The organism is Vibrio sp. J383 (genome assembly GCF_023503985.1).
In the GTDB taxonomy this organism is placed as follows: Bacteria; Pseudomonadota; Gammaproteobacteria; order Enterobacterales; family Vibrionaceae; genus Vibrio; species Vibrio splendidus.
This window is the reverse complement of the sequence record NZ_CP097294.1, coordinates 817672-830351: the sequence shown is the minus strand read 5'-3', so window position 1 is coordinate 830351 and position 12680 is coordinate 817672. Positions and strand designations below refer to the sequence as shown.

11 protein-coding genes are annotated in these 12680 nt (G+C 43.4%); 6 read left to right on the top strand and 5 right to left on the bottom strand.

Going from position 1 to position 12680, the window contains the following annotated elements; translation table 11 throughout:
* Window positions 1-141 precede the first annotated feature (141 nt).
* Window positions 142-1284: a hypothetical protein gene (locus tag M4S28_RS20145; RefSeq protein ID WP_249633638.1), complete on the bottom strand. Its 1143-nt coding sequence runs from the start codon at window positions 1282-1284 to the stop codon at window positions 142-144.
* 594 nt (window positions 1285-1878) lie between these two features.
* On the opposite strand from M4S28_RS20145, the gene M4S28_RS20140 reads away from it, so the two are divergent.
* From M4S28_RS20140 to M4S28_RS20130, 3 genes are read left to right on the top strand one after another with little or no spacing between them, the layout of a single operon-like run.
* Window positions 1879-2577: an ABC transporter ATP-binding protein gene (locus M4S28_RS20140; RefSeq protein WP_249633637.1), complete on the top strand. Its 699-nt coding sequence runs from the start codon at window positions 1879-1881 to the stop codon at window positions 2575-2577.
* An 8-nt stretch (window positions 2578-2585) separates the two neighbouring features.
* Entirely contained in the window at window positions 2586-5108 is a 2523-nt protein-coding gene (locus M4S28_RS20135; protein ID WP_249633636.1) for an ABC transporter permease, read from the top strand.
* Window positions 5108-6253 carry a lipocalin-like domain-containing protein gene (locus M4S28_RS20130; protein WP_249633635.1) on the top strand — a complete coding sequence of 382 codons (1146 nt, stop codon included), beginning with the start codon at window positions 5108-5110 and terminating at the stop codon, window positions 6251-6253. Before M4S28_RS20135 ends, M4S28_RS20130 begins: the two co-directional genes overlap by 1 nt.
* An 80-nt stretch (window positions 6254-6333) precedes the next feature.
* Here the strand turns inward: M4S28_RS20130 and M4S28_RS20125 are convergent, their stop codons facing one another.
* The 3 genes from M4S28_RS20125 to M4S28_RS20115 form a co-directional block, all read right to left on the bottom strand.
* Window positions 6334-6735, bottom strand: a complete 402-nt coding sequence (locus M4S28_RS20125; RefSeq protein WP_249633749.1) for an endonuclease — start codon at window positions 6733-6735, stop codon at window positions 6334-6336.
* Complete coding sequence (locus tag M4S28_RS20120; RefSeq protein WP_249633634.1) at window positions 6672-7127, bottom strand: hypothetical protein; 456 nt, start codon at window positions 7125-7127, stop codon at window positions 6672-6674. The genes M4S28_RS20125 and M4S28_RS20120 overlap by 64 nt, the downstream gene beginning before the upstream one ends.
* A gap of 353 nt (window positions 7128-7480) precedes the next feature.
* Complete coding sequence (locus M4S28_RS20115; protein ID WP_249633633.1) at window positions 7481-7909, bottom strand: nuclear transport factor 2 family protein; 429 nt, start codon at window positions 7907-7909, stop codon at window positions 7481-7483.
* Between the two features lie 103 nt (window positions 7910-8012).
* On the opposite strand from M4S28_RS20115, the gene M4S28_RS20110 reads away from it, so the two are divergent.
* Window positions 8013-8903: a LysR family transcriptional regulator gene (locus tag M4S28_RS20110; protein WP_249633748.1), complete on the top strand. Its 891-nt coding sequence runs from the start codon at window positions 8013-8015 to the stop codon at window positions 8901-8903.
* A gap of 173 nt (window positions 8904-9076) precedes the next feature.
* On the opposite strand, the gene M4S28_RS20105 is transcribed toward M4S28_RS20110, so the two are convergent.
* The gene (locus tag M4S28_RS20105) at window positions 9077-9865 is read right to left on the bottom strand and encodes an AraC family transcriptional regulator (RefSeq protein ID WP_249633632.1); all 789 of its coding nucleotides are present in this window, start codon (window positions 9863-9865) and stop codon (window positions 9077-9079) included.
* A gap of 98 nt (window positions 9866-9963) precedes the next feature.
* Between M4S28_RS20105 and M4S28_RS20100 the strand changes: the two genes are divergently transcribed.
* Both M4S28_RS20100 and M4S28_RS20095 read left to right on the top strand, forming a co-directional pair.
* Window positions 9964-10857 carry a DMT family transporter gene (locus M4S28_RS20100; protein ID WP_249633631.1) on the top strand — a complete coding sequence of 298 codons (894 nt, stop codon included), beginning with the start codon at window positions 9964-9966 and terminating at the stop codon, window positions 10855-10857.
* Window positions 10858-11051: 194 nt separating this feature from the next.
* Window positions 11052-12674, top strand: a complete 1623-nt coding sequence (locus M4S28_RS20095; protein ID WP_249633630.1) for a peptide ABC transporter substrate-binding protein — start codon at window positions 11052-11054, stop codon at window positions 12672-12674.
* Window positions 12675-12680: the final 6 nt, after the last annotated feature.

Genomic DNA, 12680 nt, shown 5'->3' with positions numbered 1-12680 from the left:
TTATGACGGAATGATCCGACAGCCAGTGACAACTGGTAAACTATTAGAAAATTAGTTAAATACTAAACAGGTTAAGTAGGTGGTAATTAATTATTTGTCTCGTCCAGAAAGAAGGAGCGACTTTTTGACAAGTCACATAAATTATCGTGCATCCGACTCTGCCGTGATGTGTTCCAAGTCAACAAGATAAGGAGGAATAGTGTAAGATGGGGCATTAGGGGTTTCCCCTAACAAACTTTTGTTCGCCATCATGCCACTCGGCAATTCACCATTTTTACTGACAATATCAGGTCGAAGCAGCTCAACACCTTCAATCACATTCGGGTTTTGTTCGCTCGTCGCTATGATGCCATTAAGCATACGCGACATCATCATCGCCATTTCAGCTACCTGTTTCACCGAATCACAATAATTTGAGTCTGAGAGGTTCTGTTTATTTTTTGGGTGAACAACTTGCAAATGTGCATTGATTGGGTCTGTACTTACCGGTGTCGTTGCCCCCATCAAAGGGACAATACCACTCTCGTCATTATGGTAATAACATTGCTCAAAATTCATATTACCTAACCCAAAATCAACATCGAAGTGATGACCGCCTTTTTCCTTTAAGTAAATCAGACGAGCAATATCAGAGAAGTGCTTGATGCCATCCCACTTATTACTTCCTCCTTTTTCCAATTGGTCACACGCTTTCCTAACCATATTGGCAAGTTCAGACTTGGTTAATACACCTGGTTTTGGTTTGGGTAACGGCTTGTTTCTAAAACGCTCAAAAGCACTTTGTGTAGGGTCAGGTTCAAATAATGTATCGATATCACAGGTATCGTACCCACTACTGCGTAATATGGCTCTTTGAGTATCTCGCTTTTCGACAACTTCTTCTTGAATCAATGCACGTTTCACAAACTCTTCTTCTAATAAAGAAGAATGCCAGATGCAGTGTTTGAATGAACTACCTTGAGATTTTTCAACAGACTCAAGTAATACATGCAAAGCTTCTTGACTCATAGCGCCCCCAGACCAAAAGCGATGAATGGTTTGCGGTATAGGTTTACTCTTGCTTTTACCTATTTCGACACCAGCGACCGTCGAAAAAATGCCTAAAACAGTAAGGGGGGCTTCTTGCTTTTCTCTAAGAACCCTTTCTCGGTTTTCATCCCATCGTTTCTCATCGCTTTCAGAATATGTTAATTCAGCTCTACGCTCTTGTCGTTGGCGCTCTGCTCGCTCACTTGTGGTTTCTTGTCTTTCTTCAGGGTTTACTGGTGATGATTGATATCGCATGTGAGTCCACCTACATATAAATAAAAAATGAGGATATCAATAATTTCAGTTATTTATTATTCCAAAAAATACGTTCAGATGACCTAGCTAAACATATAGTCATACCAACTAATTAAAATTGAAATTAGCAGTGCTAATAACTACAAAACACCTCTTTTCGACATAACATTTTGTAACATAACAGCACTAAAACATGACATGTCAGCTTTTAGATTGCCCGAATTCAGCCTATTACTGGGTATAAATTCCGTACTAAATCGTTTAGTTTTCATTAAGAAAAGAACCCAACACTGTTAGAAATAGGCTCGAATTTTTAAACTCAAAAACTGGATATACCACCGACTAACAAAGACTACAAAACCACTATGGATACTTGATTCTCGACTTGAATATGGCTGTTATTGCTTTCCACCAACTGTATTCCTCCTCACACTGATCTATTTCCCTCTTTTCACAGTACAAGTTATTAATAATTCGATATAAATCGCTCTATTGTTTGAAATTGTTGTCTACATTTTATAGAGCTTGTCGCTTCAGTAATTACCACAAGTAACGACACCTTTTGATGGTAAGTTTTGGTTATAAGGAGAGGAAATGGAAAGCCCAATTGTCACACTCACACATGCCAGCAAAAGGTTTGTTGATGGCAAAGATACCCATCACGTGTTGCAAGATGTCGACTTCGCTTTAGCGACAGGAGCAAGTGTTGCTTTGACAGGGGCGAGTGGTAGCGGGAAAAGTACTCTGCTGAATGTAATTGCGGGCTTCGAACCTCTATCTGGTGGCGAGTTGTGGCTCGATGACGAGAACACATTAGATTGGAAAGACCCACAGTGGAGCCGATTCCGCCATCAAAAATTAGGCGTTATCTTTCAACAGTTCAACTTGTTAACCCCACTCAACGTAAAACAAAACATCGCCTTCCCTCTCCATTTAAATCAACAGAAATGGAGTGGCTGGTGTGACTATTTAGTGGAAACGCTAGGCATTAGCGAGTTACTCGAAAGACATGTATCCGCACTCTCCGGCGGTCAGCAACAGCGAGTCGCCATCGCACGCGCTTTAGCTCACAAACCTAAACTATTGCTTGCCGATGAACCCACAGGCAACCTCGACCACAAAGCAGGTTTAGAAGTAATGAGGCTGCTGAACGAAATCACCACACAAGGTAACACTGCCGTGCTTTTGGTCACGCACAGCCCGGAATGCGCCAGCTTTATGCAGACAAAATTGGTGTTAGATGATGGTTGTTTAAAGAACGCAGATCTGACCCCAAGAGCAGCAGTGTTGTGAGTAATCCAATGAAGCAAACTGGCTTCGCACAAAACCAGCTTACCCATACTAAACTGACGTTGAGTCTATTCGCGGCGCACTATCGTCAATCACCACTGCAAGCCGCAGCGATTCTGATCGGCATTGTGTTAGCGGTCACCTTGTTTGTCGCAGTGCAAGCCATCAACCTCAATGCCAAGCGCAGTTATGCAGAATCGACCGAGCAACTGAGCGCTCAAGCGCAGAACCTTATCATTCCACCAGCAGGGCAAAACTATTTGCCGGAATCGCTCTACTTCAGCTTAAGACAAAGTGGATTAAGCGCTGCGCTACCTGTAATTGAAGGGCGAGTAAGAGACGAACAAGGCCGACGCTGGTTAGTTCAAGGAAGTGAGTTGATCGCCGCCCTCACTTCAAGAGCTCGCCACTCTCGCGTCGACGAAAAAAGCAATACTCAAGCCAAAGAACCAAACATTTCCCTGTTCGACAATGCCTTACCTTTGCCGCAACTCTTAGCGGGTGACCCCATTGTGATGATGAGCCAGTCGCAACACCAGAACTTGGGAGAAGTAGACACACTCACTTTGGATGAAGTGCTCACCAAAGTCGTGGTACTGCCTGATGAATGGCAGCTAGGTAGCCGAATGTTGATGGACATTGGGTTCACTCAGCAACTGCTTAACAAGCAAGGGCAACTGAGCTACATCGCTGTTTTTGAAACTAAAAACAATACTCAGGATAAATGGCAAAGCCTCATAGGCGAACAGGGGCAATGGATTACCAACAACCAAAGCACAGATCTCGGTTCAATTACCGATAGCTTTCACCTCAATCTCACCGCCATGAGTTTGTTGGCGTTTTTGGTTGGCCTATTCATCGCTTACAATGGCGTTAAGTACAGTTTGCTGAAACGTAATCGGCTGTTGGTGCAAATTCAACAAGCCGGGATTGCGCCAAGCATCGTATTTTCAGCTCTGTTAGTCGAGCTGACTGTTTTAGTCACACTAGGCGCGTCGCTTGGTTTCATTCTCGGTATTCAACTCAGCCATTGGCTACATCCAACCGTCGCAATAACGCTCGAGCAACTTTATGGCGCAACACTGCTTCCCGGCACATGGCAGTGGCAATGGTTAGTTCAGGCACTATTACTCACGTTGGCCGCAACGCTTATTGCTTGTTGGCAGTACTTTAAACAGCGGGTGCGACAACCCCTCTCCTCCCATGGCGGTTTCTATCAAGCGCCGGAAACGTCTAACGAAAATCAGCTGTTTGTCATCGGGGCAGTATTAACCATTGTCGCGTTAGCAGGGCTATGGCTGAGCGAACACCATCGGTTCACTATGGCCTGGCTCGGTGTGTTAGTGGTGTCGATTCCTTTGTATCTACCGAAAACCCTAAGTGTGCTAGCGAGTTGGAGCGAAAAGCGCGCCCAATCAGGCTTAATACAATATCTGTTTGCTGAACTGCGTGAGCTGATCTCCCCTCTTTCCCTTGCCATGATGGCGCTGCTTCTTGCTGTTACCGCCAATATGGGAATGAATACCTTAGTTGGCAGTTTTGAGTCCACTCTAAAGCAATGGCTTGAACAGCGATTGCATGCCGACATTTACGTTAGCCCGGCCCAAGGTGAAATTGCCAATGTTGAACGTGCCTTAGCCCAGTTTGATAACGTTGAAACCGTCTATAAGCAATACTACGTCGATGATAACTTACAGGGCTTACCGATTTTGCTCGGCACCAAAGACAAAGACACACTTGAGCAAACCATGGTGTTCCAATCCCACGTTGATGATTTCTGGACGCGCTTTTACCAAGGTGAATTCGTGGCGATCAGCGAACCTACAGCGGTGAAGCTCGGCTTGTCCCTTGGAAGCCAACTCAAGCTCGACGCGATCCAAGAAAAAACACTCATCGTCGGGGCGATTTTCCACGATTACGGCTCACCGAATGGCGAAGTGTTGCTTGCACCTGATTTATGGCTTGAAAGCGGCTTTACTGACCTACCCACTAGCTTGGGGATCGAAGTCTCTGGCGACCCACAAGTGATGTACGAACAACTACGCCAACAACTCAATTTGCACCCTAGCCAGCTTTACGATCAAGCGCAGATCAAATCGATCGCTTTAGATATATTCTCACAAACTTTTGCCATCACTCGGGCGCTTAATGGCGTCACATTAATGGTGGCGGTGATTGGGTTGTTCTGCGCCTGTTTCATGTTGCTCGACGCACGCAAAGCCGCTATTGCAAGGTTGTATGCACTCGGTGTTAGTCAGCGAAAACTGATGGCGATGGTGGTCGGGCAAATCATAGTTCTGGTCACCTTTACTCTGGTTATCGCCTTACCACTCGGCGCTATGGTCGGTTATGTATTGACAGACATCGTCACCCTGCGCGCCTTTGGTTGGAGTTTAAATTACGTATGGAATTGGAGTGACGCACTCAGCATCGCAGCCATCACTATTTTAGTCGCTGTGATTGCGACCTTGATTCCACTGTGGCGTTTGGTCAGCAAACCCGTGGTATCCAGTTTGCAAAGTGAGGTGTTGTGATGAATCGACCAATAAGAGTTTTCGTTCTCACACTTACCGCCTTGTTCCTTTTAGGATGCGAAGAGTCTGAACATCACTCAATGCAACAGTCAGCAAAGAATATGGGCTCAATACTCGGCACTGAAAAACGAACCGACGATGAAACACAAAAAGAAACGGAGCAATTCACCCCAGTAGTAAAAGGTGTCGACATCACCTTCCCTGCCGACCATCAAACACATCCTGATTATCGTCATGAATGGTGGTATTTAACCGCAAACTTAATTGATGAAAAAGGCAATACGTTAGGCGTGCAGTGGACACAATTCCGCTTTGCGGCTGCACCACAGAAAAGTGGCAATAGCACTCAGGAAACCGCATGGCAAAGCCAACAAATCTACATGGCGCATAGTGCCGTCACCACCAAAGACAAACACTACGCCGATGAAAAATGGTCTCGCGGACAAGCTGAACTAGCAGGTGTAAGCACTTCGCCGTTTCGTGTTTATCTCGATGATTGGCAATGGACGTCGACGACCGATGACCTGTTCCCAGCCACATTGGTCGCCAACTCGGAGCAATTTGGATACTCGCTTAAGTTAACCAACAACGCGCCTTATCAAAAGCAAGGCGAACAAGGCTACAGCACTAAAAGTAGCGATGGTAAAGTGGCTTCCTATTACTACAGCCAACCATTCATCGATGTATCAGGCGAAGCAACCATTGATGGCATAACACATCAAGTGTCTGGCAAAGGTTGGATAGACAGAGAGTGGAGCTCGCAGTTTTTACTCGACTCGCAACAAGGTTGGGATTGGTTTGCGCTAAGACTGAGTGATGAAACCAGCTTGGTGGTATTTCAACTTCGAAACTCTACTACAGGTAAAGCCAGTTATTCCCATGCAAGGCTGATGAATCAAGATGGCTCTGGCATCACGATTAAGCAGCAAGACATCAGCTTAACCGCCATCAAGCAAACGGAAATCGATGGAAGTGACTACCCAACAGAGTGGCAAGTTTCGATTCCAACTCAACAGCTCGAACTGACCGTCTCGGCACTCAATCCAAATGCCAAAATGCCGCTGTCGGTTCCCTATTGGGAGGGTCCTATCTCAATTGAAGGAACACACTCCGGTACGGGTTATATGGAGTTGACGGGGTATTGATCACATAACAAGCCATCACTGGGATGGCTTGTTTATATTGGTTTCAGGTATCTACCGACTGCTTAGTCTTGATCAACCAATCAATCATTACATCGGCTGCCATATATATCATTTACCCAGCTTGGATTATCGATGAACGGGTTACGGTTGCCTTGCCACTGGACGGCTTTCTCGTGGCGTTGACGTTCCCAGTTGTCTACTGGGTCAGCGTTATGCCATTGAAGCAACGTACATAGCTTTCCAACTTTAGGTTTGCCTGACGCAATCGAAACATCATCAACTAAATACAAGTCAGGCATGTTTGCGTGGTTTCCTTCATAGCGCACGGCCATGTAGAAAATTGAACGAGCAGTATCACCCTTTACAGCATCTCTAAGTTCAAAGCTGTCGTAATCGGTTTTGTTAAGTGGAGACTTTTTCAATGGCGAGCCGCCAAAATCAAAGTCTTTATTTGAGCGAATTGAGTTGATCTCGGCATCGATAGGCTGTAGGTGGTGAATATCGGTATAGCCCCATTGAACTTTACGCTTGAAACCAAAAGATTTAGGCCAAAGGTTTCACGGTTCCAAGCATTTTTGTCGTTGTTACCCGATGAGGTATAGTCTTTGGATTGTGAGCGACCGCTGTAATACAGAATAACGTTGTTCAGATTATTAGGGTCTTCGTTCGTATCTTTCAATACAGACCATACCTGTGTATACGATAATTGCTTTTGCCCACGAGCAGCAATCACCCCGAGCATGTCCTTTAACGCATTGCCGTTGAGTCCTTCAGCTTCAAGGTAGTAGCCGTCAGGGTATGTAATATCAGCAAGCGCAACTGGACTAAGAACTGTAGAAATTAGGAAAAGGCTTAGATTTAAACGCATTTTCATTGTTTTAAGTACCCTTGTTATTGTTTTAATCACTCACTATTGATGAGTGCCCTAATATTCTACAAAACACAATTTATATGTGACATTTTTGGAAACTAGCTATGAATGGCCAAGAACAGAACGCTACAAATAGCTAACTTTATGGCGTGCACCACCTAATGATACATATAAATTTATGTTCTTTTCATTACATTTAGCATCCCATAAAACAATATCACTAGGAAAATCATTATTGTACAAATCAGTACATTCAAAAAAAATCATAATTTAACCCTTTTAGTTGTATTTTCTTTATTTGTCATAATGCTTTTTAAGAAATTCCACATAAAAATAGCATGTAATTAAAGAGCATATTAATACATAGTATTACTATTTATTGAATGTTCGGGTATAACCTGAATAACATCCCAATGCTCTACTATCATTGAATTTTCAACTTTGAAAATATCAACTATGACCCTATTCCTATCGCCTCCAGGAGAAAAGCGTTTGACGTGTAATGCTACCAAACTCCCATCAGCTAGAACGCGTACAATTTCACCCGGAGTTGTGTTTGGGACATTATTAATGAAATCTTTTAGCGCCTTTTTACCATCAGGAATACTAGGGTTATGTTGTATATACTCGTCACCGATATATTTATCAACTTCTTCCGAATTTCTACCAAATAGAACATCGTTATAAAAAGAAATAACTATCGATTTATTGATCTCTTCGAGATCTTGGTCTGCATATAAACTAGAACTTGTTACCAATAACATTAAAATAATCATTTTAATCATACTCGCTCACTCCTCAAAAATCAGTGTATGCATCATAGCGTATTGCCGATCTATGAAATATCCGTAATAATGAGCATCATTGATTCATAAAACGTACAAAAATATGGACAAAATAGTCGCAGCTAAAGTTTTTATCGATGTAGCCCACACGGGTAGCTTTAGCGCAACAGCTGATCGTTTGACTATGTCAAGAGCTATGGTGACACGCAGTATAGCCGTAATGGAAGAGTGGTTTGAAGCTCGTTTATTTCATCGAACAACTAGAAAAGTTTCTTTAACCAACGTGGGAGTTGAATGCCTAGAAGATCTCCAACGCTGGGTTGATGATACAGAGAGGATGATTGACCAATTTAAGCCCAAAGCGGATCTGCAAGGAACAGTTCGTATCGCAACAAGTATGTCATTCGGTCACTCCCAATTAATGGCCGCAGTCAGTGAATTCATGTCATTAAATACAAAAGTAAAAATAGATGTGGAGTTGCTCGATTCACCTCAAGATTTAATCAATAACCGTATTGACTTGGCTATTCGTATAGCTAAGTCCCCACCATCGTATTTGTTGGGAAAACCAATTGCTAAGTGCCAGTCAATATTAGTTGCTAGTCCGAATTATTTAAACAAAAACCAACCTATTAATTCACCCGAAGACTTGGTTCATCATCAATGCTTGGGACATAAAAACATCGAAACTAACACCTGGACACTATACAAAGACAATTTGAAGAAAGTTATAGACGTTAACTGTCGACTAGTAACCAATGAAGCTACTTCTTTAATGCAAGCTTGTATACATGGTTCAGGCGTGTCTTTTCAACCGATTTATCTAATTCAACCTTTTATAGATAATGGCCAATTGGTTCCAGTCTTGCCAGGCTGGGCGCTACAAGATATGGATATTTTCGTCTTGTACCCTTCACGAAAACATTTGTCACCTATAGTCAGAGCTATAATTGACTTTCTAAGTGATTATTTCACAAGGAACAAAATTAGTTAATGCTCAGTTTTTATTTAGACAATGGATCGATATTAAAAGGTTTTTATCTCAAAGTAGAGTTTCTTCCACATTTCTGCCTTTAGTTCAGGCTCCACGAGAGTTAAGGTTAATTCCAGTTATTTTTGTCGATCAGCCTTTAAGGGGGCCCACAAAAAATTGACTTAAATGAGTAATCACAACAAACGGTTCTTATATCGCTCTGGCGTTTGGCCGGAATATTTCTTGAACATACTAATGAACGGGCTTGCTTGGTTATAGCCTAAAGTCAGTGCGACTTCTTTAACGGATTGCCCATTTCTTAACAGATCCATAGAGTACAAATAGCGGACTCGAAGTCGCCATTCAGTAAAGCTCATCCCCAGTTCACTTTGACAGTGGCGCGATAAGGTTCGCTCTGTCGCGTGCACTTTATCGGCCCAATCCTTCAATGAAATATCATCAGTTGGGTTCTCTTCTATCGCAGCCAGAATGGGCGCAAGATATTTGTTATCAGTTGAAGGTAAAAAATGGTGCTCAACTTGACGCTCTGCCAATTGATCCAACAATACTTTCACTAACCTTTGGTCTTGTTCGCTATCAGCAACGTTGATATCACGCTGACGAAAGTCATCAATAATCGAAGACACGATTGGCGTGATCTTAATTAGGCTGGTTTTTTCAGGCAGATGTTGAGTTAGTTCGTGCGCAATATTCAGAGAACAATAATCCAAGGGTTTACGGTTATAACTGCAATGCGTCACCCCCGCCGGTACCCAAATCGCTAGATGTGGCGGCGCTAGGAAGCGTGTATCTTCAGCTTCCATTTCTAGAATACCGCCACTGATCAACTGCACTTGCCCCCAAGGGTGGCTATGCACGCGAGTTTCGGTGTTCGATAAGAAAGCTTCGAAATTCATAAATACGTTGGATGGAGCCTTATCGATTGATAAGGATGGGTGAAGGTTTCTGGAGTGTTTTTTCAAACTTGTCTTCCTATCGCGCCTGATGTCTTTCTAAAGATACTTATAAGTATAACGACCTGTCAAACTAGCCGCATCAACTCATTTGCGACGGAATTCACATGTATTATCTCTTACCATTTTTCACAGTCTGTATCTGGGGTGCAAATGCTATCGTCAACAAACTGGCTGCAAGCACCATTGAACCGAGCGCGATGAGTTTTTACCGTTGGTTTATTGCAATGTTGATCCTTACACCTTTCTGTATTCGGTCTGTTATCAAACAATGGCCACTCATTAAACCTAATTTGTCTAAGCTGGCATTCCTTGGCTTTTTGGGCATGGTGTTAAACCAATCTTTAGGTTACTACGCAGGCTTAACCACAACCGCTTCCAACATGGCATTGATCACGTCTTTAGTCCCGTTGATCAGTGTGTTTCTAAGCGTTCCTTTATTGCACAAGTCGATTTCTAGTTTGAGTATTGTGGGTGGTGTGTTGTCACTGTCAGGCTTAGCTCTGATGTTAGGGAAAGGCGACCCTTTATTCTTCATTCATCAAGAATTGACTCAAGGCGATGGCTATATGCTAATTGCGGCCTTTGTTTATGCTTCTTACTGTGTGCTATTGAAACGCTGGAAAATGCCAATCAGTAGCTGGGTGGTGATTTACATTCAGGGTCTGTTTGCTGTCGCGATGCTTACGCCACTTTGGCTTACCAGCGAACAGCTTTTACCACCGCAACAAGCGATCCCATTGATAGCTTACGCTGCCCTTGCTGCTTCTATTCTGGCACCTTGGATGTGGGTGAAAGCGATTGATACCATTGGGGCGGATTCAAGTGCCATGTTCATGAACTTAATGCCCGTTATCGCGATTGTATTAGCCGCGACATGGCTTGGCGAAGAAATTAACCAGTTCCACATCATTGGTGGTGTGATGGTGATTTCAGGTGTCATCCTTGCTCAAATCAAAAGAAAACCAAGGTTTGGGGTCCCAATTCCTCAACAAAGCTAAACGCATTACCCAACGCTTACATTAGGGTAAATATTCAAACTCACTTTTCTCACAGTGCCTACTCCCGAAGTAGGCACTGTTGTTTTATTCACAAACCTTTCAAATGCTTTTAATACGCGTTCATTGTGGTTGCAACATGTTACCGACTCAGGTTTAATGCATTGAGTACCGTTTAAGTTGTAAAAGGAATTACAATGACTCAACCAACGATCCCTGTGATCATCTCGTCTCTGCTTGCTTTGTCATCTGCTTCAAGCTTTGCTGCCACTGTTCCTGCTGATACACGATTAGCTGAGGAACAACATTTTGTGCGTGGTAATGGCGCAGAGCCCAACACACTAGACCCAAGCTTCGTAAACTCAGGTATGCCCGGTGACATTATCGTCAATGATATGTTTGAAGGCTTTGTGATTGAGGACAATGACGGACAAATCATCCCAGGGCAAGCCAAAGAGTGGTCTATCAGCAAAGACGGCAAAACCGTGACGTTTGTATTGAAAGATAACCTCAAGTGGTCGAATGGTGAGGCAGTCACAGCATCCGATTTTGTCTTTGGTTGGCAGCGCGCTGTGTCTCCTAAAACAGGTAACAACACAGGTTTTGTTTTTTCGACGGCTAACATCTTGAACGCTAGCGAGATTCTATCAGGAGACAAAGATCCCTCTGAGCTTGGCATCAAAGCATTAGATGAGCACACGGTTGAGATTTCACTTTCAAAACCTACGCCCTACTTTATGAGTTTAATGAGCATCAAGATCTTTTTCCCTCTACCCGCTAAGTTGGTTCAAGAGAAAGGTGACCAATGGACTCGCGCAGAAAATATCGCGACCAACGGTGCTTACACTTTGAGTAAATGGGTGCCCAACGAATACGTTGAAGTCGAGAGAAACCCAAATTATTGGGATGACACATCGACAGTCATCAATAAGGTAACCTATCTCGGCCTATCCTCTCAAAATGCCGAACTGATTCGTTACCAAGCTGGTGAGATCGATATGACCAATCGCGTTCAGCTTGAGTACTATCAAAAATTAATCCAAGAAAGTCCTGAACAAATCAAAGCGCAAGCTCTATTGGGTTCTTACGTCTATTCATTCAATACACGTCAAGCACCGTTTGATGACGTAAGAGTACGCCAAGCACTCAGCATGGCCGTCAATCGTGAGATATTGGTAGATAAAGTCACTGGTCAAGGTGAGCCAGAAGCATACAGCGTGACGCCGAATAATATTCCTGACTACACAGCGCCTTTATCCGAATTCAATTCTTTAGACAGCACGCAGCGTTTAACAAAAGCCAAAACACTACTTGCTGACGCTGGATACAACGAGAGCAACCCACTCAAATTCACACTGACTTATAACACCAGTGAGAATCACAAAAAGATAGCTATAGCGATTGCATCGATGTGGAAGCCGCTGGGTGTGAAGGTAGAATTGGAAAACATGGAATGGAAAGCGTATGTTGCGGCAAAAGGCGCTGGTGACTATCAAGTTGCACGCTCATGGGCATTTGGTGACTACCCAGAGCCTTCTGCACTGTTAGAGGCGTTCACTTGTGGTCACACGGCAAACGAAAGTGGCTACTGCAATCCCGATTACGATGAGCTCTTACAGCAAGCAAGTAAAACGGAAGATCAGTCTAAACGCTTTACTTTATACCAGCATGCTGAATCGCTACTTAACGAATCTGCAGCAGTTATGCCTTTATATCATTACAATCACACCCGATTAGTGCGAAATACTCTCAAAGGCTTCCCTAACAATAATCCGAAAGGAAATATCTACGCGAAAGATCTATACTTTATTCAAGAGTAAAAATGA

Excerpts from the sequence above, each read along its gene's own strand:
- M4S28_RS20145 (WP_249633638.1), bottom strand. The coding sequence starts at position 1,284 with ATGCGATATCAATCATCACCAGTAAACCCTGAAGAAAGACAAGAAACC.
- M4S28_RS20140 (WP_249633637.1), top strand. The coding sequence starts at position 1,879 with ATGGAAAGCCCAATTGTCACACTCACACATGCCAGCAAAAGGTTTGTT.
- M4S28_RS20135 (WP_249633636.1), top strand. The coding sequence starts at position 2,586 with ATGAAGCAAACTGGCTTCGCACAAAACCAGCTTACCCATACTAAACTG.
- M4S28_RS20130 (WP_249633635.1), top strand. The coding sequence starts at position 5,108 with ATGAATCGACCAATAAGAGTTTTCGTTCTCACACTTACCGCCTTGTTC.
- M4S28_RS20120 (WP_249633634.1), bottom strand. The coding sequence starts at position 7,127 with ATGAAAATGCGTTTAAATCTAAGCCTTTTCCTAATTTCTACAGTTCTT.
- M4S28_RS20115 (WP_249633633.1), bottom strand. The coding sequence starts at position 7,909 with ATGATTAAAATGATTATTTTAATGTTATTGGTAACAAGTTCTAGTTTA.
- M4S28_RS20110 (WP_249633748.1), top strand. The coding sequence starts at position 8,013 with ATGGACAAAATAGTCGCAGCTAAAGTTTTTATCGATGTAGCCCACACG.
- M4S28_RS20100 (WP_249633631.1), top strand. The coding sequence starts at position 9,964 with ATGTATTATCTCTTACCATTTTTCACAGTCTGTATCTGGGGTGCAAAT.
- M4S28_RS20095 (WP_249633630.1), top strand. The coding sequence starts at position 11,052 with ATGACTCAACCAACGATCCCTGTGATCATCTCGTCTCTGCTTGCTTTG.